We start from the raw sequence: 23,015 nt of genomic DNA on the forward strand, positions 1-23,015 counted from the left end.
GTTGCTTTGTTGAAAAAGGGGGCGGCTCAGGTGCCGCGCAGGACCTGCCAGAGCTCGCGGTCGCGCTCGGCGGTCCAGACGACCGGGTGCTCGATGCCGCGCAGCTCGTCGTACGCGCGCGAGACGTCGAACGGCAGCACGTGCTGGAACACCGGCCAGCCGCCGAAGCGCGGCGTCATGGCCGCCTCGGCGCGCGCGAAGCAGCCCTTGAGCGTCTCGCCCGCGGTGATGCCCGCGCGCACGCTGTCGAGCAGCGTCGAGAGAAAGTCCTTCGTGAGCCCGATCGCCTCGGCGCAGGCGGCTTCGCCCTGCAGCACTGCGCCGCGCCCGGGCACCAGCACGCGCGGCTTGAGCGCGCGCACCGCGTCGAGCGTGCCGGCCCAGTCGCCGATGTAGGCGTCGCCCGCGTAGACGCCGCAGTGGTTCTCGACCACGTCGCCCGCAAACAGCACGCCGCTGTCGGGCAGCCAGGCCACGGTGTCGCCGCTCGAATGGCCGCGGCCCAGCGCCATGAGCCGCAGTTCACGGCCGCCGCCCAGCGGCAGCGTCATCTCGCGTTCGAAGACCGTGGTCGGGAAGGTCAGGCCCGGGATCTCTTCCACGCCCGCGAACAGGCGTGGAAAGCGGCCGACTTCCGATTCGAAGTCGGCCTGGCCGCGCGTGCGGATCCAGTCGAGCGTGCCGTTGCTGGCGACGATCTCCTGCACCTCGTCGAAGGCGCTCGCGCCCATCACGCGCACCGCGTGGTAGTGCGTGAGCACGATGGTGCGGATCGGCTTGTCGGTCACGCTGCGGATCGCCGCGAGAAAGTCGCGCGCCATGCGCGGCGTGGGGCGGGTGTCGATCAGCACCACCTGGTCTTCGCCGACGACGAAGCCGCAGTTGGGATCGAAGTCGCTGATGTAGCCGTAGGCGCCCGGTGCGAGTTCCTGCAGACGGGGCTTCTGCTCGCGGGTGTCGGAGGCGGAAGCGAAAGAGGCGGTGGCGGTCATGGAGGTGTTGTCGTGGTCGTGGGGATGTCTTCTTCGGCCTCGGCTGCCGCGTCGATGCACGCGAGCAGCACGGCCTGGTCGGCGCACTGGTTGGCCAGCAGCAGCACGAGGCGGGCGTTGAGGTCGGCGCTCTGCGCCTCGGTGCGGCCTTCGTGCGCAGCCAGCAGCGCGGCGTAGAAACCGTCGGGGTCGGGGATGCGGGGCTCGGTGATCATGAGGACGAAGCGGGGAGTGCGAGCGCCGTGCGGACGGCGGCGGCGATCGTGTCGGGGGTGGGTTGCACAAGGAGCGCAGCGCGGTAGGCATCGGGGCGCACGAGCACGAAGCCGCCCGCTGCACTGGGGTCGATGCCGAGGTGGCGCGCCAGCGTTTCGTCAGCCTGCAAGGTCGGCAGGCCGCTGTCGCCACCCACGGCCAGCAGGCGCAGCGGCAATCCGGCCGTGGCATCGCTCGCGGCCTGCGCCTGTGCGCGCGTCGGCGCGAACCACAGGCCCAGGCACTGCGTGCCCTCGGCCAGCAGCTGCATCAGCGTGGTCTCGCGCCCTTCGGCCCAGCGCAGCGGCAGGTTCTGCACCGTGCGCCCGCCCTCGGGCAGCAGCGGCGCGGCGGGGTAGTCGTTGGCGACCGACATGCGGCCCGTGTTGACCAGCGCGCGCGCGAAGGTGTGGCGCTTGGCAAGTGCCACCACGGCGCGACGCAGCGTGTGCTCGGCCGGCGAGCGCGGCGCGAGGAAGCGCGCGGAACGGCTCGTGACCGTCAGGTTCTCCTGCGCGGCCGGGCGGCGCTCGGCGTCGTAGCTGTCGAGCAGCGCCTCGCCGGCCTGTCCCTGCGCGACCAGCGCGAGCTTCCAGCCGAGGTTGGCCGCGTCCTGGATGCCGGTGTTGCCGCCGCGCGCGCCGAAGGGGCTCACCACGTGCGCGGCATCGCCGATGAAGCACACGCGGCCGTGGCGGAAGCGCTCCAGCAGGTGGTCGCGGTAGCCGTACGGGCCGATCCACACGAATTCGAACGCCACGTCGGGCCCGAGCTGTTCGCGCAGCCGCGCACCGGCCACCTCGGGGCGGCTGATCTCGGCCGGGTCGCAGTCCTCTGGCATCTGGTAGTCGATGCGCCACACGCCGTCGGCCATCAGGTGCTGCCACACGCCGCGGCCTTCGTTGAAGGACGCGTCGACCCAGGTCCAGCGTTCGGTGGGCAGCGGCTTCTCGAAGCGCACGTCGCTGATGCACCAGCGGTCGGTGCTGCGCGAGGCGTGCGATGCCACGCCGAGCTGCGTGCGGATCGGGCTGTTCGCGCCCGTGGCGTCGATCAGGTGGTCGGCCTCGATCGTGTAGCTGCCGGCGGGTGTCTCGATGTCGATGCGCACGCCATCGGCCAGCGGCTCGACGCGCGTCACGCGGCTCTTCCAGCGCAGGTCGGTCACGCCGAGTTCGAGAATGCGATCGACCAGGAACCACTCGATGTAGAACTGCTGCAGGTTGATGAAGGGCGGCTGCGTCGAGACGCTGGTGGCCTGCAGGTTGAAGTTGTAGACCTCTTCGTCGCCCGAGAAGGTGCGCCCGAACGACCAGGTGACGCCCTTGGCCGCGATGCGTTCGTAGATGCCCAGGCGCGCGAAGATCTCCAGGCTCTTTTGCGCATAGCAGATGCCGCGCGACGAGGCGCCGCGCACGCCCACGGTGTCGTCCTCGTCGAGCAGCACAGCGCGCACGCCGCGTTGCGCGAGGTCGCAGGCCAGCGTGAGGCCCGAGGGGCCGGCGCCGACGATCACAATCGGATGGCGCGCGACGGTCGTGCCGTTCAGCTCGGGCGGTGGCGTGAAGGGCCAGACCGGCAGTTCGTAGGCCGGTGCGAATGCAAAGTTTTCCATGGCTCTTCTACAGCGCGTGCGCGAACTCGGCGATGGCATCGGCCGCTTGCGGGATCAGCTCGGGCTGGCCCGCCAGGTAGTGGTTGCCGCCGACGATGTCGACGTTGCGGATGCGCGCGCCGCCCGCGGCCATCCATGTATCGCGCGTGCTGGGGAAGGTCGACTGGTCGCCGGTGTAGGTCAGCAGCAGTTGGGGCACCGTGGTGCGCGCGAGGTTGGTGGGCCCGTCGGCCTGCGAGCGCGACGACCACTGCGAGAGGAACGCGGTGAGCGAGGTGGTGCGGCCCATCGCGTTGGCCGAATAGTTCACCTGCCGCGCGTCGCCCCAGACGCTGCCGGGCAGGCGGGCATTGGCATCGAGCGACAGGTCGACGCAGCGCGGATCGGCGTGCGTGCGGTAGACGACGAAGGTCTGGTCGCGCGGCGCGCCGGGTGTGCTGCGCAGCAGCGCGAGGCGCTCGAGGCACCACTGCTCGATGCGGCCCATCCGCTCCTTCTGCGCCGCGCTGAAGCGCGCGAGAAACTCGGCCTCGTAGGGCACGCGGTGGCGCGGGTCGTACATGTCGAGCGCGGGGTCGACCGACAGCGGGTCGTGCTCGTCGGTGACCGAGGGGTCGATCCAGTCGCGCATGAGCCGCGTGCGGCCCAGGTGCGCGGCGCACAGCGCGAGGCCGTCCACTGGGGGCAGGTCGCTGGCGTGCAGGTGCGTCGGGTCGCCGTCGGGCAGGTGCGTGGCCGTGAGCTGCTCGGCCTGCGCCTGGTAGAAGGCCGAGAGCGCCGCGCCGCCCGAGTTGCCGACCAGGAACACCTTCTCGTAGCCGGCCGCGCGCAGGTACTGCACGCCGGCGCCCAGGTCTTGAATCGCACGTTCCATCAGCAGCACCGTGTCGTTGCCGACGAAGCGCGAGTTCAGGCCCATGCAGCAGATGCCGCGCTCGGCCAGCGGGCCGATGAGGTAGTGGCCCATGAAGTTGCTGGTCGGGTGCATCACGATGGCCGCGACCTTTTTCGGCCCCGGCGGCGCGCGGAAGGCGCCGTAGATGCGCGGGCGCAGCAGCTGCAGGCCCGACTGGCTGTCCATGGCCGCGCCGGGCTTCACGTCGATGACGGCGAGTTGCAGCTCAGACATGCGAGGTGCCTTTCGCTGCGCGAAGCGCCGCCTTGCGCGCGGTCCACGCGTCGAGGTCGGCGTGGGCATGGCGCGCGTGCGCGTCCATCTCGGTTTGCGGCACGGTCGGCGTGGTCAGTTCCACGCGGATGCCGTTCGGGTCGAAGAAGTAGATCGACTCGATGATGTGGTGGTCGGTCACGCCCAGCACCTCGATGCCCGCGCCTTCGAGCCGCGCCTTGGCGGCCAGCAGGTCGTCCCCCGAGTCGACGCGCAGCGCGATGTGGTTCACCCACGAAGGCGTGTTGGGCGAGGGCAGCGCGGCGGTGTCGTCGCCCAGGTCGAAGAAGGCGATGTACGCGCCGTCGCGCATCTGGAAAAAGATGTGCACGTAGGGGCAGTACTCGCCCGTGCTCGGCACGTGGTCGTTCTTGATGACGTGGGCCAGCGGCAGGCCCAGCAGGTCTTCGTAGAAGTGGCGGGTTTCCTCGCTGTCGCGGCAGCGCCAGGCGAAGTGGTGCAGCCCGCGAATGGGTGGGGGCGCCGTGGGGGTGGCGGTCGTCGGCATGTCGTGTCTCCGTTGAGGCCGCGATTGGGCAATGCCGCGTCTTATGATGCAATCGAAATTAATTCATCGATTGATGAAATAACCATATATATGAACCTCACCCTGCGCCAGCTGCGCGCCTTCGCCGCCGTGGCCGAAACCGGCAGCTTCACCACCGCCGCCGGGCAGCTGCACCTCACGCAGTCGGCGCTCAGCGTGCTGGTGCGCGAGCTCGAGCGCGAGATGGGCGTGCAGCTGCTCGACCGCAACACGCGGCGCGTGCAGCTGTCGGAGGCGGGGCGCGAGTTCCTGCCCTCGGTGCACCGGCTGCTCGGCGACCTCACGAGCGCGGTCGCGGGCGTGACCGATTTGCGTGACAAGAAGAAAGGGCTGTTGCGGCTCGCAGCGCCGCAGCTCATGGCCTGCACGCTGATGCCGCGCGTGATCGCCGCCTACCGCGAGGCGTACCCCGACGTGGACGTGCGCCTGGCCGACACGCTGCCCGAGCACCTGCTGCTGGGCGTGGCGGCCGGCGACGTCGAGCTGGCCGTGGGCCAGGACGTGGCGGTGGACGCCGCCGCCATCGAGCGCCGCACGCTGTTCCGCGACCGCCACTGGCTGATCTGCCCGCCCGGCCACGCCTTCGCCAAGCGCCGCAAGGTGCGCTGGCACGAACTGGGGCCCTACACCTTCATCGCGCCCACGCGCGACTTCCGCCAGCGCGTGCTGCCCGAGCTGGGGGCCGAGGAGCGCGCCTTTTTGATGCGGCCGGGCACGCAGGAGGTGTCGTACATGACCACCGCGCTGGGCATGGTGGCCTCGGGCCTGGGGCTGACCGTGTGCCCGACGTACTCGGCGTCGCTGGTGCGCGCGCACGGGCTGCAGATGGTGCGGCTCGAGTCGCCCGACTTCCACCGCGAGGTCTGCGTGTACAGCGCGGCGCGGCGTTCGCTGTCGCCCGCGGCGGCGAGCTTCGTCGGCATCCTCGAGCAGTTCGCGACCGCGCAGGCGAAGGCCTGAAAAAGCATCAGCGCCCCGCAAGAGACGCGCAGGGGCTCAGGAGGGTGAAAACTACAATGCGCGCAGTCCCGTCTTTCACCATCCTCAGACCCATGAACGTCATTCGATTCACCGACCTCTGTGCGCAAGGCAAGGCCGCCGGCCAGCGCGTCTTCATCCGTGCCGACCTCAACGTGCCGCAGGACGATGCCGGCCGCATCACCGAAGACACGCGCATCCGCGCCTCGGTGCCCTGCATCCAGCTGGCGCTCGACGCCGGCGCGGCCGTGATGGTCACCTCGCACCTGGGCCGCCCGACCGAAGGCGAGTTCAAGCCCGAAGACTCGCTGGCGCCCGTCGCCCAGCGCCTGGGCGAGCTGCTCGGCCGTGAAGTGCCGCTGGTGGCCAACTGGGTCGACGGCGTCGACGTCAAGCCCGGCCAGGTCGTGCTGCTGGAGAACTGCCGCGTCAACAAGGGCGAGAAGAAGAACGACGAAGCACTGGCCCGCAAGCTGGCCGCGCTCACCGACATCTACGTGAACGACGCCTTCGGCACCGCCCACCGCGCCGAAGCCACCACCTACGGCATCGCCCAGTTCGCCAAGGTGGCCGCGGCCGGCCCGCTGCTGGCGGCCGAGATCGACGCCATCACCAAGGCGCTGGCCCAGCCCAAGCGCCCGCTGGTCGCCATCGTGGCGGGCTCCAAGGTCAGCACCAAGCTCACCATCCTCAAGAGCCTGTCGGCCAACGTCGACCAGCTGATCGTCGGTGGTGGCATCGCCAACACCTTCATGCTGGCCGCGGGCCTGTCGATCGGCAAGTCGCTGGCCGAGCCCGACCTGGTCGACCAGGCCAAGGCTGTGATCGACGCCATGCGCGCGCGCGGCGCCGATGTGCCGATCCCGGTGGACGTGGTCACGGCCAAGACCTTCGCGGCCGACGCGCCCGCCACCGTCAAGGCCGCCACCGACGTGGCCGAGGACGACCTGATCCTGGACATCGGCCCGAAGACGGCCGCCATCCTGGCCGCGCAGCTGCGCGAAGCCGGCACCATCGTCTGGAACGGCCCCGTGGGCGTGTTCGAGTTCGACGCCTTCGCGGGCGGCACGAAGGCCATCGCGCAAGCCATTGCCGAAAGCAGCGCCTTCTCGATCGCCGGCGGCGGCGACACCCTGGCGGCCATCGCCAAGTACGGCATCGAAAAGCAGGTCGGTTACATCTCGACCGGCGGCGGTGCCTTCCTCGAGGTGCTGGAGGGCAAGACCCTGCCGGCCTTCGAGATCCTGGCCAAGCGCGCGGCGGGCTGATTCCGGCGGCGGTCCGGCCACGGGAGGGAAATCCCCCGTGGCGACTGACTTCCGTTCGACACACAAAGTGTATACAGTAGCGAATACAAAACGGAGACCCCCTTCATGAGCTCGGACCGCATCCCCCGCCACGCCACCAAGATCGTCGCCACCCTCGGCCCCGCCTCCAGCACGCCGGAATTGCTGGAACAGATGATCCTGGCCAAGGTCAGCGTGGTGCGGCTGAACTTCAGCCACGGTACGGCGCAGGACCACATCGACCGCGCCACCATGGTGCGCGAAGCCGCCCGCAAGGCCGGCCGCGAAGTGGCCATCATGGCCGACCTGCAGGGCCCGAAGATCCGCGTCGGCAAGTTCGCACAGGGCAAGATCTGGCTGGAGCCGGGCGCCAAGTTCGTGCTCGACGCCTCGCGCACCGAGCTGGGCGACGTCGATGCCGTGGGCCTCGACTACAAGGACCTGCCGCGCGACGTGAAGCCCGGCGACAAGCTGCTGCTGAACGACGGCCTGATCGTGCTCACGGTCGACGGCGTCAAGGGCGAGGCGGTGCACACCACCGTCAAGCTGGGCGGCGAGCTGTCGAACAACAAGGGCATCAACAAGCAGGGCGGCGGCCTCACGGCGCCCGCGCTGACGGCCAAGGACATGGAAGACATCAAGACCGCGATGAGCTTCCAGGCCGACTACGTGGCCGTGAGCTTCCCCAAGAACGCCACCGACATGGAAATGGCGCGCCAGCTGTGCAACGTGGCGGCCGCCGAGTACGGCCACAAGCCCGGCATGATCGCCAAGATCGAGCGCGCCGAGGCCATTCCGAAGCTGGAAGAAATCCTGCGCGCCAGCGACGGCATCATGGTCGCCCGCGGCGACCTGGCCGTGGAAGTGGGCAACGCCGCCGTGCCGGCGCTGCAGAAAAAGATGATCCGCATGGCGCGCGACATGGACAAGGTGGTCATCACCGCGACCCAGATGATGGAGTCGATGATCACCAACCCCGTGCCCACCCGCGCCGAGGTGAGCGACGTGGCCAACGCCGTGCTCGACGGCACCGACGCCGTGATGCTCTCGGCCGAAACCGCCTCGGGCCGCTACCCGCTCGAGACCGTCCAGGAGATGAGCCGCATCTGCGAAGCCGCCGAGGCCGCCGAAGACAAGACGCTCGACGCCGACTTCAGCGGCAAGACCTACAGCCGCATCGACCAGTCGATCGCCATGGGTGCGCTGTTCACGGCGCACCACCTGGGCGCCAAGGCCATCGTGGCGCTGACCGAGTCGGGCTCCACCATCCTGTGGATGAGCCGCCACCGCGCGCACATTCCCATGTACGCGCTGACCTCGCGCCTGTCCACGCAGCGCAAGCTGGCGCTGTACCGCAACGTGCGCCCGCTGCTGATGGACTCGCAGACCGACCGCGACACCGCACTCGAACAGGCGGAAGCCCATCTGAAGAAGCGCGGCATCGTGCAAAGCGGTGACGTGTATGCGATCACCTGCGGCGAGCCGATGGGTGCGCCGGGCGGCACCAACATGCTGAAGATCTGCAGAGCGCGCTGAGCCAGTTCGTTCGCAACAAGACAAAGGCCGGCGCATGCCGGCCTTTTTCGTTGGGCGGTCAGCCCGCTCAGCCGTTGCGGAACAGGAAGCTGTAGGCGTTGAGCGCCGGCACGCCGCCCAGGTGCGCATACAGCACCTTCGAGCCGGCCGGGAATTCGCCCAGCCGCACCTTCTCGATCATCCCGTGCATCGACTTGCCCTCGTACACCGGGTCGGTCAGCATGCCCTCGAAGCGCGCGCTCAAACGGATCGCCTCCAGCGTGCCTTCGTTCGGCAGCCCGTACTCGGGCCCGCCGAAGCGGCGGTCGAGCACCACGTCCTTCTCGGTGATGTCGCGGCCCAACTCGACCAGCTCGGCCGTGTTCTTCGCGATGCGCAGGATCTGCTCGTAGGTCTGCTGCGGCTTGGCCGAGGCGTCGATGCCGATCACGCGGTCGGCGCGGCCGTCGGCTGCGAAGCCCACCACCATGCCGGCCTGCGTGCTGCCCGTGACGGAGCAGACCACGATGTAGTCGAACTTGAAGCCCAGCTCGGCCTCCTGCTGGCGCACTTCCTCGGCAAAGCCCACGAAGCCCAGGCCGCCGCGCGGGTGCTCGGAGCAGCCCGCCGGGATCGGGAAGGGCTTGCCGCCGGCCGCGCGCACGTCGGCCATGGCCTGTTCCCAGCTCTGGCGGATGCCGATGTCGAAGCCCGCCGCGTCCAGTCGCACGTCGGCGCCGAGGATGCGCGACATCTCGATGTTTCCGACCCGGTCGTACACCGCGTCGGAGTAGTTGACCCAGTTCTCCTGCACCAGCACGCACTTCAGGCCCAGGTGCGCGGCCACGGCCGCGACCTGCCGCGTCTGGTTCGACTGGATGCCGCCGATCGACACCAGCGTGTCGTAGCCGCCTTCGAGCGCCTCGGGGATCAGGTACTCCAGCTTGCGCGTCTTGTTGCCGCCGAAGGCCAGGCCGCTGTTGCAGTCCTCGCGCTTGGCGTAGAGGTCGACCTTGCCGCCCAGGTGGGCGCTCAGGCGCTTCAGCGGCTGGATCGGCGTGGGGCCAAAGGTCAGGGCGTGGCGGGGGAATTTCTTCAGGTTCATCGACGCAGCTCCAAAGCGGTGGGGTTGAAGCTGTCGATCGTAGGAAGAAGGCTTTGCAATGTGCTTGCGAAGTTGGCTGGCTTCGTCGCTCAAAAGAAGGCAGGATGGCCATACAGAAGGCTTTTCATCCGGAAAGGAAGCCATGAGCACAATAAAGTTGCGCGCCCCGACGGAGCTCGACCGCACCGACCGCGCCATCCTGCGCGCCCTGCAGCGCGACGCCTCGGTGTCGAACGTGGCGCTGGCCGCCAAGGTGAACCTCAGCGCGCCGGCCTGCCTGCGGCGGGTCGAGCGGCTCCGGGCCGCGGGCTTCATCAAGGGCGTGGTCGCCCTGCTGGACCCCGACGCGCTCGAGGTCGGCATGCTCGTGATGATCGGCGTGGTGCTCGACCGCTCCACGCCCGACTCCTTCGCCGATTTCGAGAAAGCGGCGCAGAAGGTGTCGGGCTGCCTCGAATGCCACGTCGTCACGGGCGAATTCGACTACTTCATGCTCGTGCGCACCCGCGACAACGACAGCTTCAACCGCCTGCATGCCGAGCAGCTGCTGTACCTGCCGGGCGTGCGGCAGATCCGGACCTTCGTGGTGCTCAAGCAGGTGCTGTCGACCACGCAGTTGCCGATCTGAAAAAGTTGAAAAAGAGCTGCGCGCCAGTACCCGTGGCGCCCGGGGTGGCGTCGGCCCTGTCCCACAAGGGGGCTCGGTAGAATCGGGGTAGTTTTCTCCCGACTTTCCGCCTTCTCTTTTTCCCGTCTTTTTCTATTCCCACGAGGTATTTCCCATGGCACTCGTCTCGATGCGCGAACTGCTGGACCACGCCGCCGCCAACGGCTACGGCATTCCGGCCTTCAACGTCAACAACCTCGAACAGGTCCAGGCCGTCATGGAGGCCGCCAAGGAAACCGGCGCGCCCGTCATCCTGCAGGCCAGCGCCGGCGCCCGCAAATACGCGGGTGAAGCCTTCATCAAGCACCTGATCCAGGCCGCCATCGAGCAGTACCCGAACATCCCGCTGGTGATGCACCAGGACCACGGCCAGAGCCCGGCCATCTGCCAGGGCGCGATCGACCTGGGCTTCTCGTCCGTGATGATGGACGGCTCGCTGCACGAAGACGGCAAGACGCCCGCCTCGTTCGACTACAACGTCGACGTGACCCGCAAGGTGGTCGAACTGGCCCACAAGGTCGGCGTCACGGTCGAAGGCGAGCTGGGCTGTCTGGGCTCGCTCGAAACCGGCATGGCCGGTGAAGAAGACGGCATCGGCGCCGAAGGCGTGCTTGATCACTCCGCGCTGCTCACCGACCCCGAGGAAGCCGCCCAGTTCGTGAAGGCCACGCAACTGGACGCGCTGGCCATCGCCATCGGCACCAGCCACGGCGCCTACAAGTTCACGCGCAAGCCCACGGGCGACATCCTGTCGATCCAGCGCGTGAAGGAAATCCACGCCCGCCTGCCCAACACCCACCTGGTGATGCACGGCTCGTCGTCGGTGCCGCAAGACCTGCTGGAAATCATCCGCAAATACGGCGGCAACATGAAGGAAACCTACGGCGTGCCCGTCGAGGAAATCCAGGAAGCCATCAAGTACGGCGTGCGCAAGATCAACATCGACACCGACATCCGCCTGGCGATGACCGGCGCGGTGCGCAAGTTCCTGGCCGAGAACCCCGAGAAGTTCGACGCCCGCGAATGGCTCAAGCCCGCACGCGAAGCCGCCAAGCAGATCTGCAAGCAGCGCTACATCGAGTTCGGCTGCGAAGGCCAGGGCGCCAAGATCAAGGGCGACACGCTGCAGGTCGTGGCCGCCAAGTACGCCAAGGGCGACCTGGCGCAGCAAGTCATCTAACGAAGACAGAATGCGCGCCGCAGGCCACCGCTCGCGGTGGCTTTTTTCTGCGCGCACAATCCGCTTTTCCCGTCACCGTTTCCCAGCCGAGCATCCGTCCATGACCACCGTTCACACCTCTTCCATCCAGAGCCTGCCCCTGCTTGCGCGCGGCAAGGTGCGCGACAACTACGCCGTCGGCGAAGACCGCATCCTGATGGTCGCGAGCGACCGGCTCAGCGCCTTCGACGTGATCATGGGCGAGCCCATCCCGGGCAAGGGCGAGATCCTCACCAAGATGGCGCTGTGGTGGTTCGACCGCCTGGGCGCGCTGTGCCCCAACCACCTGACGGGCGAAGCGCCCGAGAGCGTGGTGCAGCCCGACGAGGTGGCGCAGGTCACGGGCCGCTCGATGCTGGTCAAGCGCCTGCGCCCGATCCCGGTCGAGGCCGTGGTGCGCGGCTACCTGGCCGGCAGCGGCTGGAAGGAATACCAGGACAACCGCGCCGTCTGCGGCGTGCCGCTGCCCGAGGGCCTGACCAACGCCAGCAAGCTGCCGCGCCCGATCTTCACGCCCGCCGCCAAGGCCGCGGCTGGCGAGCACGACGAGAACATCAGCTACGAGCGCGTGGTCGAGGTCGTCGGCCCCAAGCTGGCCCAGCAGATCCGCGAGGTCAGCATCGCCATCTACGAGGCGGCGGCCCAGATCGCGCTGGCCAAGGGGATGATCATTGCCGACACCAAGTTCGAGTTCGGCCTGGACGAGAACGACACGCTGGTGCTGATGGACGAGGTGCTCACGCCCGACAGCTCGCGCTACTGGCCGGTCGAGGGCTACGAGGCCGCGCTGGCTGCGGGCACCAACCCGCCGAGCTACGACAAGCAGTTCGTGCGCGACTGGCTCGAGGCCACCAAGATCAACGGCAAGCCCTGGGACAAGACGCCCCCGGCGCCGCGCCTGCCGGCCGAAGTCATCGAGAAGACGGCCGCCAAGTACCGCGAGGCGCTGGACCGCCTCACCCACGGCTGATCTGTTTTTTCCTAGCGGTTGCCGCTGCTCAGCAGCGCGACCGTGCGGCCGCTGCCATCGAGCAGCGCGAGCCGCCCCGGCGCCAGCCGGTAGCTGGCCGTGTTCTGCAGCGCCGACAGGAACTGCGCCTCGTTGGCGCCGCGCACCGGGTCGGCGCAGGCCATGCGCGTCGCGGCCATCTGGCCGAGCTTGAGCGACACGCCGGCGCGCGTGAACGATCCCGTGACGCGGTTGCAGCCGCCCGACCCACTGACCCGTCCGCTGTTGCGGTCGAACTGCAGCTGCGCATCGCCGCCGGGCGCGATGGGCTCATCGCCCAGCTGCACCAGGCGCCACACCGGTCCTTCGATCGGCTCGTCGAGGCTGATGCCGCTGCCGCAACCGGTCAGGGCGGTCAGCAGCAGCGCGGCCGAGGCAATGGCGGGGAGCGCGGTACGGCGGGCGAAGGAACGCATGGCCAATTTTCCTTTTCAATCTGCAACAAGTTAAAACCGGCGCCATCGTATGCGACGCCGTGGCCGGTGCGAAGACAGGCCCGATGGCGCATCCGGGCTTCTTCAGGCCCCGAGGGCCGCCAGGGCCACGCCCCCCGCGAGGCGCGCCTCGACGCAGCGGCGCACGCTGGCCGGCGTACCGTCCTGCGCCAGCAGCGCGGGCCACTCGGCCTGGGCCTGGCGCACCGTGTCGCGCGCGATGGCCATCAGACGCGCCGGCCGCAGCAGCCCGGCCGTGCGCAGCAGCGCCTCCAGCGCCGCCCCGTCGAAGGCGCGCAGCGTGGCGTCGATGGCGCGGTTGACGCCGTAGTCGCGCGCCGGCACGTCCTCGAAGAAGGCGGCCACGCAGACCGGGTCGTACAGCGGCGCGAGCACCGGCGCCACGCCGTCGGGGTAGCGCAGCGCCCAGTTCTTCAGGTGCGCGTCGCTGTTGCCCAGCAGCATGAAGGCCACGAGGCGGCGCACGCACTCGCGCACGTCGGCCACCGGGTTCGGCGACAGGCGGTCGAGCACGCGCAGCATGGCGGGCCAGTCGGTGGCCAGGCCGCGGCCGTACTTCTGGCGCGGCTCGTACTGCAGCACCTGCGCGAACTCTTCCATGTGGATGCGCCCGCCCTCGGGCGTGCGGTCGAAGCGGCGCACCGCCAGGATCTGCGCGAAGGGCACCTGCTCGGGCAGGTCGGCGTCGGCACGGTCGATCACGTGGGCCTGCGCGCAGTCGAGGCCGAGCGCGCCGCACAGGCGGTAGCCGGTGTATTCGTTGGCGACCAGGTCGGGGTGGCGCGTGCTCGGCAGCTTGAGGATGAACGAGCCCGCCGCGCCGTGGCGCTTGACGACGTAGCGCCGCCCGTCCTGCACCGCCGAGAACTTGGTCACCACGCCGGGGATGGCGGCGGCGTCTTCCACCGGCATCTCGACGAAGCCGGGCTCGAGCACGTCGAGCCCCAGCGCCGTGTGCCAGTGGCGCACCGTGTCGGGAATGCCTTCGGACGTGGGCACGGGCTCGACCTCGAGCGCGCCCATGAGGTCGTGGCCGGCGGCGGCCAGCAGCTCGAACTCGTCGTCGGCCGCGCAGCCGCGCTGCTGCGCCAGGCGCTCGCGGTTGTGGCCCTCGGGCAGCAGGTTCTGGAAGTAGCTGGGCCAGCGGCCGTCGCTGCGCGAGACGCGGGCATCGCGCGCCGACGCGAGGATCGCCCGCGTGGCCGCTTCGTCGGCGCCGCGGTAGGCCAGCGACAGCGTGGGCCGGCCCGCATCGGCGATGTAGGCCTCGTCGAAGGACACGCGCAGGATGTCGCCGTACTGCGAGAGGTACCCGATGGCGCGCCGCCCGCCATTGGGCAGGTGCAGGTGCATCCGCAGGTAGCGGATGCCCGTGTTGAAGGCGGCGCGCGTGCTCACCGCCTCACCGGTTCTCGTCGGCCAGGCTCTGCGCGATGGACGGCGGTGCGCCCACGCCCGCCGGCTGGCCGAGCAGGCGCCCGCCCGAGCGCACGAAATCTTCGAGTTGCGGGCGCAGGCTGGCGGGCACGGGCATCAGCTCGAGCCCCAGCACGCGCGCCATTTCGAGCAGCGTCGACAGGCGCGGATCGATCTGCCCGCTTTCGATGCGCTGCACCGTCATGCGCGACAGCCCGGCGCGCGTGGCCAGCGCCTCCTGGCTCAGGCCGCCGGCCTTGCGGGCTTTTTCGAGTTCTTCGGTCAGTTGGATCATTGCAATGCGCTTTTATCGGAAATTGAGTAGCAATGCTATCTATATGGGGCGGTGGTGGCAACAAAAAAGCGACCCACAGGTCGCTTTCTTGTTCAATTGCGCACTGAAAGGCGCAATGCGTCGTTCAGCCGTTCAGCTCAACACCACGCTGCTCAGGCGGCGACGGTACGTGGCCACCACCGGATCGTCCGGCGGAATCTGCCCGTCGGCCACCTTCACCTTCGGCGGCTCGATCACGTCGAGGATCGCGATGTAGGTCTTGCGCGCGAGGTCTTCGCTCCAGCTCTTGTCGCGCATGAGGATGTCGAGCAGCTCGTCCATCGCGTCGGTCCAGCGCTGGGCGGCCATCAGCAGGCGGGCGCGGTTGAAGCGGGCGTCGAAGTCGCGCTTGTTGGCCGCGATCTTGTCGTCGAAGTCGCCCAGCGTCGGCGCCGAGCCGGTGACCGGTGCGGCGAAATCGATGGCGTCCATCCAGCGCTGCAGCGAATCGAAGCGGCGCACCAGCGTGGTCTTGGCGATCACCGGCGCAAAGGCGACCTTGGCGTCGTCGATGCGGCCTTCCTGCAGCAGCAGCTTGATGTAGTCGAAGCGCGCGTCGTCGTTGGCCGGGTCGGTGGCCACCGCGTGCTGCAGCTTCTCGAGCGCGCCCAGGGTGTCGCCCTCGGCCAGCGCTTCCTGCGCAGCGGCGCCTTCCGAAGCCGCTTCGGCTTCCTCCGCGCCCGGCACGTGCTTGTCGAGGAATTCGCGGATCTTCTCGGCGGGAATGGCGCCCACGAAGCCGTCCACCGGCTGGCCGTCCTTGAACATCACGCAGAACGGGATGCTGCGCACGCCGAACATCTCGGACAGCTGCGACGAAATCTGCGGCACCTTGTCGGCGTCCAGCTTGGCCAGCGTGAAGCGGCCGGCGTACTCGGTTTCGAGCTTTTCGAGCACCGGGCCGAGCTGTTTGCAGGGGCCGCACCATTCGGCCCAGATGTCCAGCAGCACCGGCGTGGCGACCGAGCCTTCGATCAGCTCGGCCTGGAAATTTTCGAGAGTGATGTCGATCATCGGGAACAGCTGGGGGTGAAACGTAAAATTGAAACCATGAACGAAACCATTCAGGTCGGTGTAGTGATGGGCTCGAACTCCGATTGGGAGACGATGCGCCACGCGGTCGAGATTCTCCAGCAATTCGGAATCAGCCACGAAGCGAAGGTGGTCTCGGCCCACCGGATGCCCGATGCGCTGTTCGCGTACGCCGAAAGCGCCGCCGGGCGCGGGCTCACCGCGATCATCGCGGGAGCGGGCGGCGCGGCCCACCTGCCGGGCATGCTGGCGTCGAAAACCACGGTGCCGGTGCTCGGCGTGCCGGTGGCCAGCCGCCACCTGCAGGGCGTCGATTCCCTCTACAGCATCGTGCAGATGCCCAAGGGCGTGCCCGTGGCCACCTTTGCCATCGGCACCGCCGGCGCGGCCAACGCGGCGCTGTTCGCCGTGGCCATGCTGGCGGTGAACAACCCGGCGCTGCGCGCCAAGCTCGACGCCTTCCGCACGGCCCAGACCGCCGCTGCCGAGGCCATGGTGCTGCCGCCGCCCGAAGCGGGCGCGGCGGTGTCGCCCTTCTCGCCGCAAGGCGGGGGTGCACTGTGAGCACCGGCCATTCGGGCGACCTGCCCATCCTCCCGGGCGCCACGCTCGGCGTGCTCGGCGGCGGCCAGCTCGGGCGCATGTTCGCGCACGCGGCCCAGCGCATGGGCTACTTCACCGCGGTGCTCGACCCCGACGCCGACAGCCCCGCCGGCCGCGTGAGCCACCACCACATCCACACCGACTACGCCGACGTCGACGGCCTGGCCCGCCTGGCCGGCCTGGCCGACGCGGTGACCACCGAGTTCGAGAACGTGCCCGCGCCCTCGCTGGAGCACCTGGCGGTGGCGCGGCCGGTGTCGCCCGCCGCCTCGGCCATCGCCATCGCGCAGGACCGCATCGCCGAGAAGGCGCACTTCACGCGCTGCGGCGTGCCCTGCGCGCCCTACGCCGTCATCGAGACCGCGGAGCAACTGGCTGCCGTTGATGACCAGCTGCTGCCCGGCATCCTCAAGACCGCCCGCCTGGGCTACGACGGCAAGGGCCAGCAGCGCGTGAAGACGCGCGCCGAGCTGGTCGAGGCCTGGCAGGCCGCCGGCTGCGTGCCCTGCGTGCTCGAGAAGATGCTGCCGCTCGAGTTCGAGTGCTCGGTGATCCTGGCGCGCGGGCGCGACGGCCAGATCGTGCACTTCCCGCCGCAGCGCAACCTGCACCGCGACGGCATCCTCGCCGTGACCGAGGTGCACCCGCAGAACATGCCCAAGACCGTGGCCCAGGGCGCGGTCAATTCCGCCAAGAGCATCGCCAGCGGCCTCGATTACGTGGGCGTGCTGTGCGTCGAGTTCTTCGCGCTGGCCGACGGCTCGCTGGTGGTCAACGAAATGGCGCCGCGCCCGCACAACAGCGGCCACTACACGATGGAAGCCTGCGATGTGTCGCAGTTCGAGCTGCAGGTGCGCACCCTCGCCGGCCTGCCGCTGACCGCGCCGCGCCAGCACAGCCCCGCCGTCATGCTCAACCTGCTGGGCGACCTGTGGTTCCCGGGCGGCGAAGGCGACGGCGCCAAGCCTGTCGCACCGCGCTGGAGCGAGGTGCTCGCCCTGCCCGGCACCCACCTGCACCTGTACGGCAAGCTGGCACCGCGCCGCGGCCGCAAGATGGGCCACCTGACCCTCACCGGCGCCACGCTCGAGAGCGTGCGCGCCAATGCCTCGCAGGCCGCGCTGCTGCTGGGCCTGCCGGCGCTCGCATGATCCTCGACGGCCACGCTCCCGACGCCATCGCCGAGGCCGCGCGCGTGCTGCGCGCGGGCGGGCTGGTCGCCTTTCCGACCGAGACCGTCTATGGCCTGGGCGCCGACGCCAGCAGCGACACCGCCGTCGCCGGCATCTTCGCGGCCAAGGGCCGGCCGGCCGACCATCCGCTGATCGTCCACGTGGCGGCGGGCGCCAAGGGCGCGCAGGCGCTGTCGCGCTTCGCCCAGCCGTTGCCGCCTTTCGCGCAGAAACTCGTGCAGGCCTTCTGGCCCGGCCCGCTCACGCTGATCGTCACGCGCCAGCCCGGCGTGGGCACGGCGGCGGCCGGCGGGCAGGACACCATCGGCCTGCGCTGCCCCGCGCACCCGGTGGCGCAGGCGCTGCTCGAGGCCTGTGCCGAGCAGGGCGTGCCCGGCCTGGCGGGGCCCAGCGCCAACCGCTTCGGCCGCGTCAGCCCGACCACGGCGCAGCACGTGCACGACGAGTTCGGCGACGCGCTGCTCGTCGTCGACGGCGGCGCCTGCGAAGTGGGCATCGAATCGACCATCGTCGACTGCAGCCGCGGCGCGCCCGTGCTGCTGCGCCCGGGCCTCATCACGCGCGACCAGATCGAGGCCGCCGTCGGCGAGCCGCTGCGCGACCGCGAGGTGCTCGACACGCCCGACCCGCGCGCCTCGGGCACGTTGGAGGCGCACTACGCGCCCGACGCCAAGGTGCGGCTGATGGACCCCAAGGCGATCCAGACCGGCCTCGACGTGCTCGGCGCCAACGCCGCGCACATCGCCGTGTGGACGCGCAGCAACGTGCGCAGCCGCTCGCAGCGCGTGCTGCTGCGGCGCATGCCCGACGACGCGGCAGCCACCGCGCAGCAGCTGTTCGCGGTGCTGCGCGAGTTCGACGCGCAGGGCGTGAAGCTGATCTGGGTCGAGACGCCGCCCGACACGCCCGAATGGGAAGGTGTGAAAGACCGCTTGCAGCGCGCCGCAGCGGCCTGATCAACGCCTCTCAGGCTGCGGGGCTCAGCCCCCGGCCGCCAGCACACCCTGGAAGAACCCGCGTGCTGCCGCCAGGCAGAACGGTGGCGCCAGCGTGCCGTGGTAGGCCGCGGTCACGGCGCGCGCTTTGTCGGCGGCGCTGCCCGGCGTGCTCTGCGTCAGCAGGTCCTTGGCCTGCGCGAAGCCGGCGCGTGCCGCCGAATAGCTGTCGGTGGCGCCGCGGTCTTCCAGGTCGACCACCGCGAGCGCGGCGGCGGGCATGCCCTTGGCGCGGAAGTAGCCGGCCGTGGCGCGCGTGCTCAGGAAGTTCACGGTCGGGTCGTTCGCGCCGCTGCACAGCAGCATCGGCTTGGTCGGCACCCAGTTGCGCAGGTCGTTGGCGATGGCCGCCTTGCGGAAGCCCGTGGCGGGCTTGCAGTCCAGCGGCGTGGCCGAGCCGAGCGACGCGGCCGTGGCCGGCAGCGCGTTGCCGGGGCAGGGGGCCGACTGGATGTCGGTGGCCGCCTGCGTGAGGAAGCTCTGCTTGATGAGGTTGTTGGCGCCGTAGAAGATCGCCAGCTCGGGGCTCACCGGGCCCGGCTTGCCGTCGGCCGGGAACAGCGCCAGCTGCGGCAGCTTGCCGCTGGAGAACAGCGTGCCCGGCGTGAGGGTGGGCAGCAGCGTGTCGATGCCGGTGGCGTACTGCGCTTCGTAGACGTCGCTGGTGCTGTTGTAGACGTTGCCGAACTGCTGTTGCCAGCTGGTCGACAGCAGCGGCACGAACAGCGTGGCGCCCAGCGCCGGCCAGCCCAGGTAGGTGTAGTCGGTCAGGAGGCTGATGGCCGAGGGCGCGGCCAGCGGGGCCGAGGCCGTCACGGTCTTGCCGGTGGCCTGCATCTCGCGGTGCGCGGCCATCGCCACGTAGCCGCCTTGCGAATAGCCGGTGATGAACAGCGAGCCGGCGTCGTTCGCGCCGATGTCCGAGAAGGTCTTGCGCGCCGCGGTGAGCGCATCGACCATGTCCTTGCCCTGCTGCTCGCCGTTGAGGTAGGGGTGGTAGGGCAGCGTCGACTTGTCGTAGCCCGCGTAGTTGGGCGCCACCACGATGTAGCCCTGCGCCGCGAACATGGCCGCCACCATCAGCCCTTCGCCGGCGGCCGGCTGGGTGGTGTCGGTCCACTTGGCGAGGTTGTAGTTGCGCGCCGGCGTGGTGCCGTGCGCGTACAGCACCACGGGGCGCGCGCCGCTGCAGGCCACGTCGGAACCCGAGGGCACCATGATCGCGGCGGTGGCGTTGGTGGCTTCGTTCTTGCCGCCGACGGTGCGGTACTCGAGGTAGCGCATGTCGACGCCGCACTTGGGCGCGCCGGTGACCTGCAGCAGCGCCTTGCCCTGGTCGGAGGCCTGCAGGCTGGCCCTGAACTGGTCGGCCGTGAGCTTGGTGCCCTGCTCGGGCGGGCTGGTGACGACCGAGCCGCGCCCGGTGTCGCTGCCGCCGCCCGGCGGCGGAAAGCCGATGCCGATGCCGCCCCCACCGCCGCCCCCGCCGCAGGCGGCGAGCAGCAACGTGGCGCCGGCGAGCGTCGCCACGGCGGTGACCCGGCGGGCCGGGAAGGACGAGGGCTGTGAATGCCGTGGGTGCTGCAAGGTCAAGGCGCGTCTCCTGGAGTTGTATCGAAAACGAACGAGCGTCCGATTCTGGGCAGCGCCATGGCCGCGCGCAAGCAGCGTTTGCGAGCAGAACCTATTCAGTAGCGGGGCGGCTCGGGCCCCGTCCGAGTCACTGGTCCTGCGCGGTCCAGTCGATCAGCGCGTCGAAGGCGGCGCGCGCGGCGCCGGCGTTCTCGCCGTTGGCGATGGCCACCAGCACGTAGCGCCGGCCGCTTGCGCCGTGCACGTAGCCGGCCACGCCCGAGGCGTCGCGCAGCGTGCCGGTCTTCAGGTGCGCCGCGCCGCCCGAGCGCAGCGTGCGCCGCTTCAGCGTGCCGTCCACGCCCATCGCGGGCAGCGAGGCCACCAGCTCGGGCATCACGGGCGAACGCCACGCCACCTGCAGCATCTTGCCGAGCGCGGCGGCGCTGATGCGCTCGTCGCGCGACAGGCCCGAGCCGTTCTCGAACACCGGCGAGGCCTCGCCGGTGCCGATGCGCTCGCGCCACCATTGGCCCAGCGCGCTGCGCGAGGCCTCGAAGGTGCCGCGCTGCTTCTGCGTGAGGCCCAGCGTGAGGAACACCTGCTGCGCCATCACGTTGTTGCTGTACTTGTTGATGTCGCGCACCACCTCGGCCAGCGGCGGCGATTCGAAGTCGAAGGCCGGCTTCAGGCCCGCGGGCACGCGGCCCTCGCGCATCTGGCCGCCCACGCGCCCGCCCATCTCGGCCCACATGCCGCCGATGGCGCGCAGGCTGTAGGTGCGCGGGTCGGCATAGGCCACGGCCCAGCTCTTCTCGCCGCAGCCGGTGGGAAAGCCACCGTTGAAGCGGATGCGGTTCACATCGCTGAAGTCGGGCTTGAGCGCGCCGCGCCAGTCGCCGCATTCGCCGGGCGCCAGCGGCACGGTGGGCGGCATCGCCACGCTGGCCAGCGGGGGCTCGTAGCTCACGCGCGCGAACTGGCCCGCGCGGTCGGGCGCGAAGGTCATGTTGACCGACTTGAAGTTCACCAGCAGCGCATCGGGCGAGGCGTTGTAGGGGCGCAGCGGCTCGCCGTCGAAGGCGGCCGGGTCGTTCTCGACCGTGGTCTCGAAGGCGCTGCGGTCGATCACGATGTCGCCGCTCACGGTGGTGATGCCCAGGCCCTGCACATGGCGCAGCAGCAGCCACACGCGCTCCAGCACCAGCTTGGGATCGCCCTGGCCCTTGATGTAGAGGTTGCCGTTGAGCACGCCGTTGGCCACCGTACCCTCGACGTAGACCGGCGTGTTCCAGCTGTAGGCCGGGCCGAGCAGGTCGAGCGCCGCGTAGGTGGTCACCAGCTTCATGATCGAGGCCGGGTTCACCGGCACCTGCGAGCGCCAGGCCAGGCGCGGCGCGCGGCCCGCGTCGGCATCGGCCACGAGCAGGGTCACGGCCTCGCGCGACACCTTGGCACGCGCGAGGGCGGCATCGACCTGGGGCGGAAGGGCTTGCTGGGCGAGGGCGCCGGCCGGGGCCAGCAGGGCGAGGGTCAGCGCGAAGGTCTGCGCACGGCGGGAGGCAAAAGGCATCCGCGGATTATCCCGGCGGGAACACGTGCAGCTTCGCGTGGTACAGCAGCATGATCGTCTTGGCGTCGGCGATGCGGCCGTCGGCCACCATGGCCAGCGCCTCGTCGATGCCCAACTCGAGCACCTCGATGTCCTCGCCCTCTTCCGCCAGCCCGCCGCCCGCGCCGACGCGCATCGAGGCCTCGTAGGGCGCCACGAAGAAGTGCAGCTTCTCGGTCACCGAGCCCGGGCTCATGAAGCTCTCGAACACCTTCTGCACGGTGCCGAGCCGGTAGCCCAGTTCTTCTTCCACCTCGGCGCGGATGCGCTCCTCGGGCGCGGCGTTGTCCAGCAGGCCCGCGGCCGCCTCGATCAGCAGGTCGTCGTGGCCGTTGACGAAGGCCGGGTAGCGGAACTGCCGCGTGAGCAGCACCGTGCGCTGGCTCAGGTGGTAGGGCAGCAGCGTGGCGCCGTTGCCGCGGTCGTAGGTCTCGCGGTGCATGCGCTGCCACTCGCCGTCATTGCGCCGCCAGTCGAAGGCGGTGGTGCGCAGCGTGTACCAGTTGTCGGACAGGAGGGTGACTTCGTGCACCCGGACGCGGTCGTGAATGGTCATGGCGGCGAGCATAGAACCGAGTTCGTGCAATATCAAGAAGATTCGTGCAATAACGTGCAAACACGTTACCATCGACCCATGCTCACCCGACCGCGCAAGCAACACATCCTCTCGGTCCTGCGGCGCGACGGCCAGGTCGTCGCCAAGGCGCTCAGCGAGGAACTGGCCCTGTCCGAAGACACCATCCGCCGCGACCTGCGCGAGCTCGCGGCCGAAGGGCTGCTGCAGCGCGTGCACGGCGGCGCGCTGCCCGTCGCGGCGGCCGAGGCCGACTTCAGCGGGCGCCAGCAGCTCGCGCCCGACGAAAAAGTGGCCATCGGCCGCGCCGCCGCGCGCCTCGTGAAGCCGGGGCAGGTGGTGTTCATCGACGGCGGCACCACGGCCGTGCAGCTGGCGCGCCACCTGCCGCTCGCGCTGCAGGCCACGGTGGTCACGCACAGCCCGTCGGTGGCGGTCGAGCTGGCGGCGCACGCCGGCATCGAGGTGGTGCTGATCGGCGGGCGCCTCTTCCGGCATTCGATGGTGGCGGTCGGCGCGGCGGCCATGGCGGCCATTTCGCGGATCCATGCCGACACCTACTTCATGGGCGCCACCGGCGTGCACGCCGAGGCGGGCCTGACCACGGGCGACGCGGAAGAGGCCGAGATCAAGCGCGCGCTGATGGCCGCCGCGGCCGAGACCGTCGTGCTGGCCTCGTCCGAAAAGCTGGGGGCCGCGTCGGCCTGGGTGGTCAGCCCGCTGGCGGACGCGACGCTGCTGCTGGTGGCGCCGCAGGCCCCCGAGCAGGCGCTGGCGCCGCTGCGCGCGGCCGGGCTGGCGATCCTGCGCGCCGACGAGGCCGGCTGATTCGCCCCGCCCCTGCGCGGCCGAGGTCCGCCCTCGATAATGGCG

Annotated in this window: 23 protein-coding genes; 10 read left to right on the forward strand and 13 right to left on the reverse strand. The window is 70.0% G+C overall.

All coding sequences use genetic code 11. The features are described from left to right. Positions 1 to 26: 26 nt before the first annotated feature. The 5 genes from AC07Y4_RS16500 to AC07Y4_RS16520 are packed head-to-tail and all read right to left on the reverse strand — an operon-like array spanning position 27 to position 4,538. Positions 27 to 992 (reverse strand): MBL fold metallo-hydrolase, encoded by a 966-nt coding sequence (locus tag AC07Y4_RS16500; protein ID WP_487847611.1) that lies wholly within the window; start codon positions 990 to 992, stop codon positions 27 to 29. Next, complete coding sequence (locus AC07Y4_RS16505) at positions 989 to 1,207, reverse strand: DUF2783 domain-containing protein (RefSeq protein WP_307582163.1); 219 nt, start codon at positions 1,205 to 1,207, stop codon at positions 989 to 991. Before AC07Y4_RS16505 ends, AC07Y4_RS16500 begins: the two co-directional genes overlap by 4 nt. After that, on the reverse strand, positions 1,204 to 2,862 hold the full coding sequence (locus AC07Y4_RS16510; protein WP_487847610.1) for an FAD-dependent oxidoreductase: 1,659 nt from the start codon (positions 2,860 to 2,862) through the stop codon (positions 1,204 to 1,206). The genes AC07Y4_RS16505 and AC07Y4_RS16510 overlap by 4 nt, the downstream gene beginning before the upstream one ends. Before the next feature lie 7 nt (positions 2,863 to 2,869). Next, positions 2,870 to 3,991: an alpha/beta hydrolase family protein gene (locus tag AC07Y4_RS16515; RefSeq protein WP_487847609.1), complete on the reverse strand. Its 1,122-nt coding sequence runs from the start codon at positions 3,989 to 3,991 to the stop codon at positions 2,870 to 2,872. Continuing rightward, a complete protein-coding gene (locus tag AC07Y4_RS16520; RefSeq protein WP_487847608.1) occupies positions 3,984 to 4,538 on the reverse strand; it encodes a VOC family protein in 555 nt (184 codons plus the stop codon). The genes AC07Y4_RS16515 and AC07Y4_RS16520 overlap by 8 nt, the downstream gene beginning before the upstream one ends. Positions 4,539 to 4,628: 90 nt before the next feature. Between AC07Y4_RS16520 and AC07Y4_RS16525 the strand changes: the two genes are divergently transcribed. From AC07Y4_RS16525 to pyk, 3 genes are all read left to right on the forward strand, one after another. Beyond that, entirely contained in the window at positions 4,629 to 5,537 is a 909-nt protein-coding gene (locus AC07Y4_RS16525; RefSeq protein ID WP_487847607.1) for a LysR family transcriptional regulator, read from the forward strand. 92 nt (positions 5,538 to 5,629) lie between these two features. After that, entirely contained in the window at positions 5,630 to 6,823 is a 1,194-nt protein-coding gene (locus AC07Y4_RS16530; RefSeq protein WP_487847606.1) for a phosphoglycerate kinase, read from the forward strand. 105 nt (positions 6,824 to 6,928) lie between these two features. Continuing rightward, a complete protein-coding gene (gene pyk / locus AC07Y4_RS16535; protein ID WP_487847605.1) occupies positions 6,929 to 8,377 on the forward strand; it encodes a pyruvate kinase in 1,449 nt (482 codons plus the stop codon). A gap of 67 nt (positions 8,378 to 8,444) precedes the next feature. Here the strand turns inward: pyk and AC07Y4_RS16540 are convergent, their stop codons facing one another. Further along, a complete protein-coding gene (locus AC07Y4_RS16540; protein ID WP_062478293.1) occupies positions 8,445 to 9,461 on the reverse strand; it encodes a 1-aminocyclopropane-1-carboxylate deaminase in 1,017 nt (338 codons plus the stop codon). Between the two features lie 142 nt (positions 9,462 to 9,603). Here AC07Y4_RS16540 and AC07Y4_RS16545 point away from each other — a divergent pair, with 142 nt between their 5' ends. From AC07Y4_RS16545 to AC07Y4_RS16555, 3 genes are all read left to right on the forward strand, one after another. Beyond that, positions 9,604 to 10,089: an Lrp/AsnC family transcriptional regulator gene (locus tag AC07Y4_RS16545; protein WP_495274829.1), complete on the forward strand. Its 486-nt coding sequence runs from the start codon at positions 9,604 to 9,606 to the stop codon at positions 10,087 to 10,089. A gap of 154 nt (positions 10,090 to 10,243) precedes the next feature. Further along, the gene (gene fba / locus AC07Y4_RS16550) at positions 10,244 to 11,308 is read left to right on the forward strand and encodes a class II fructose-bisphosphate aldolase (RefSeq protein ID WP_487847604.1); all 1,065 of its coding nucleotides are present in this window, start codon (positions 10,244 to 10,246) and stop codon (positions 11,306 to 11,308) included. 100 nt (positions 11,309 to 11,408) lie between these two features. Further along, complete coding sequence (locus AC07Y4_RS16555; RefSeq protein ID WP_062478299.1) at positions 11,409 to 12,317, forward strand: phosphoribosylaminoimidazolesuccinocarboxamide synthase; 909 nt, start codon at positions 11,409 to 11,411, stop codon at positions 12,315 to 12,317. Positions 12,318 to 12,328: 11 nt separating this feature from the next. Here the strand turns inward: AC07Y4_RS16555 and AC07Y4_RS16560 are convergent, their stop codons facing one another. The 4 genes from AC07Y4_RS16560 to AC07Y4_RS16575 all read right to left on the reverse strand — a co-directional run bounded on the left by AC07Y4_RS16560 (position 12,329) and on the right by AC07Y4_RS16575 (position 15,575). After that, positions 12,329 to 12,772: an META domain-containing protein gene (locus AC07Y4_RS16560; RefSeq protein WP_159274102.1), complete on the reverse strand. Its 444-nt coding sequence runs from the start codon at positions 12,770 to 12,772 to the stop codon at positions 12,329 to 12,331. A 102-nt stretch (positions 12,773 to 12,874) separates the two neighbouring features. Continuing rightward, positions 12,875 to 14,164, reverse strand: coding sequence for a type II toxin-antitoxin system HipA family toxin (locus tag AC07Y4_RS16565; protein WP_487847761.1), 1,290 nt, complete (start codon positions 14,162 to 14,164; stop codon positions 12,875 to 12,877). A gap of 49 nt (positions 14,165 to 14,213) precedes the next feature. Next, a complete protein-coding gene (locus tag AC07Y4_RS16570) occupies positions 14,214 to 14,522 on the reverse strand; it encodes a helix-turn-helix domain-containing protein (protein ID WP_487847603.1) in 309 nt (102 codons plus the stop codon). 132 nt (positions 14,523 to 14,654) lie between these two features. Continuing rightward, positions 14,655 to 15,575, reverse strand: coding sequence for a tetratricopeptide repeat protein (locus AC07Y4_RS16575; protein WP_307637667.1), 921 nt, complete (start codon positions 15,573 to 15,575; stop codon positions 14,655 to 14,657). Between the two features lie 36 nt (positions 15,576 to 15,611). Between AC07Y4_RS16575 and purE the strand changes: the two genes are divergently transcribed. The 3 genes from purE to AC07Y4_RS16590 are packed head-to-tail and all read left to right on the forward strand — an operon-like array spanning position 15,612 to position 18,345. Beyond that, a complete protein-coding gene (gene purE / locus AC07Y4_RS16580; protein ID WP_095950504.1) occupies positions 15,612 to 16,157 on the forward strand; it encodes a 5-(carboxyamino)imidazole ribonucleotide mutase in 546 nt (181 codons plus the stop codon). After that, positions 16,154 to 17,347, forward strand: coding sequence for a 5-(carboxyamino)imidazole ribonucleotide synthase (locus AC07Y4_RS16585; protein WP_062481925.1), 1,194 nt, complete (start codon positions 16,154 to 16,156; stop codon positions 17,345 to 17,347). Before purE ends, AC07Y4_RS16585 begins: the two co-directional genes overlap by 4 nt. Continuing rightward, positions 17,344 to 18,345 carry an L-threonylcarbamoyladenylate synthase gene (locus AC07Y4_RS16590; protein WP_062481928.1) on the forward strand — a complete coding sequence of 334 codons (1,002 nt, stop codon included), beginning with the start codon at positions 17,344 to 17,346 and terminating at the stop codon, positions 18,343 to 18,345. The genes AC07Y4_RS16585 and AC07Y4_RS16590 overlap by 4 nt, the downstream gene beginning before the upstream one ends. Positions 18,346 to 18,369: 24 nt before the next feature. On the opposite strand, the gene AC07Y4_RS16595 is transcribed toward AC07Y4_RS16590, so the two are convergent. The 3 genes from AC07Y4_RS16595 to AC07Y4_RS16605 all read right to left on the reverse strand — a co-directional run bounded on the left by AC07Y4_RS16595 (position 18,370) and on the right by AC07Y4_RS16605 (position 22,124). Continuing rightward, a complete protein-coding gene (locus AC07Y4_RS16595) occupies positions 18,370 to 19,971 on the reverse strand; it encodes an alpha/beta hydrolase family protein (RefSeq protein ID WP_487847760.1) in 1,602 nt (533 codons plus the stop codon). A gap of 133 nt (positions 19,972 to 20,104) precedes the next feature. After that, complete coding sequence (dacB, locus tag AC07Y4_RS16600; protein WP_487847602.1) at positions 20,105 to 21,529, reverse strand: D-alanyl-D-alanine carboxypeptidase/D-alanyl-D-alanine endopeptidase; 1,425 nt, start codon at positions 21,527 to 21,529, stop codon at positions 20,105 to 20,107. A 7-nt stretch (positions 21,530 to 21,536) separates the two neighbouring features. Then, the gene (locus AC07Y4_RS16605) at positions 21,537 to 22,124 is read right to left on the reverse strand and encodes an NUDIX hydrolase (RefSeq protein ID WP_487847601.1); all 588 of its coding nucleotides are present in this window, start codon (positions 22,122 to 22,124) and stop codon (positions 21,537 to 21,539) included. Between the two features lie 78 nt (positions 22,125 to 22,202). On the opposite strand from AC07Y4_RS16605, the gene AC07Y4_RS16610 reads away from it, so the two are divergent. Beyond that, positions 22,203 to 22,970: a DeoR/GlpR family DNA-binding transcription regulator gene (locus AC07Y4_RS16610; protein ID WP_487847600.1), complete on the forward strand. Its 768-nt coding sequence runs from the start codon at positions 22,203 to 22,205 to the stop codon at positions 22,968 to 22,970. Positions 22,971 to 23,015 lie beyond the last annotated feature (45 nt).

The sequence above is a fragment of the Variovorax sp. GW460-12-1-14-LB1 genome, from assembly GCF_059423605.1.

Coding starts and splice junctions, on each gene's coding strand:
- AC07Y4_RS16500 (WP_487847611.1), bottom strand. CDS start 992: ATGACCGCCACCGCCTCTTTCGCTTCCGCCTCCGACACCCGCGAGCAG.
- AC07Y4_RS16505 (WP_307582163.1), bottom strand. CDS start 1,207: ATGATCACCGAGCCCCGCATCCCCGACCCCGACGGTTTCTACGCCGCG.
- AC07Y4_RS16510 (WP_487847610.1), bottom strand. CDS start 2,862: ATGGAAAACTTTGCATTCGCACCGGCCTACGAACTGCCGGTCTGGCCC.
- AC07Y4_RS16515 (WP_487847609.1), bottom strand. CDS start 3,991: ATGTCTGAGCTGCAACTCGCCGTCATCGACGTGAAGCCCGGCGCGGCC.
- AC07Y4_RS16520 (WP_487847608.1), bottom strand. CDS start 4,538: ATGCCGACGACCGCCACCCCCACGGCGCCCCCACCCATTCGCGGGCTG.
- AC07Y4_RS16525 (WP_487847607.1), top strand. CDS start 4,629: ATGAACCTCACCCTGCGCCAGCTGCGCGCCTTCGCCGCCGTGGCCGAA.
- AC07Y4_RS16530 (WP_487847606.1), top strand. CDS start 5,630: ATGAACGTCATTCGATTCACCGACCTCTGTGCGCAAGGCAAGGCCGCC.
- pyk (WP_487847605.1), top strand. CDS start 6,929: ATGAGCTCGGACCGCATCCCCCGCCACGCCACCAAGATCGTCGCCACC.
- AC07Y4_RS16540 (WP_062478293.1), bottom strand. CDS start 9,461: ATGAACCTGAAGAAATTCCCCCGCCACGCCCTGACCTTTGGCCCCACG.
- AC07Y4_RS16545 (WP_495274829.1), top strand. CDS start 9,604: ATGAGCACAATAAAGTTGCGCGCCCCGACGGAGCTCGACCGCACCGAC.
- fba (WP_487847604.1), top strand. CDS start 10,244: ATGGCACTCGTCTCGATGCGCGAACTGCTGGACCACGCCGCCGCCAAC.
- AC07Y4_RS16555 (WP_062478299.1), top strand. CDS start 11,409: ATGACCACCGTTCACACCTCTTCCATCCAGAGCCTGCCCCTGCTTGCG.
- AC07Y4_RS16560 (WP_159274102.1), bottom strand. CDS start 12,772: ATGCGTTCCTTCGCCCGCCGTACCGCGCTCCCCGCCATTGCCTCGGCC.
- AC07Y4_RS16565 (WP_487847761.1), bottom strand. CDS start 14,164: ATGCACCTGCACCTGCCCAATGGCGGGCGGCGCGCCATCGGGTACCTC.
- AC07Y4_RS16570 (WP_487847603.1), bottom strand. CDS start 14,522: ATGATCCAACTGACCGAAGAACTCGAAAAAGCCCGCAAGGCCGGCGGC.
- AC07Y4_RS16575 (WP_307637667.1), bottom strand. CDS start 15,575: ATGATCGACATCACTCTCGAAAATTTCCAGGCCGAGCTGATCGAAGGC.
- purE (WP_095950504.1), top strand. CDS start 15,612: ATGAACGAAACCATTCAGGTCGGTGTAGTGATGGGCTCGAACTCCGAT.
- AC07Y4_RS16590 (WP_062481928.1), top strand. CDS start 17,344: ATGATCCTCGACGGCCACGCTCCCGACGCCATCGCCGAGGCCGCGCGC.
- dacB (WP_487847602.1), bottom strand. CDS start 21,529: ATGCCTTTTGCCTCCCGCCGTGCGCAGACCTTCGCGCTGACCCTCGCC.
- AC07Y4_RS16605 (WP_487847601.1), bottom strand. CDS start 22,124: ATGACCATTCACGACCGCGTCCGGGTGCACGAAGTCACCCTCCTGTCC.
- AC07Y4_RS16610 (WP_487847600.1), top strand. CDS start 22,203: ATGCTCACCCGACCGCGCAAGCAACACATCCTCTCGGTCCTGCGGCGC.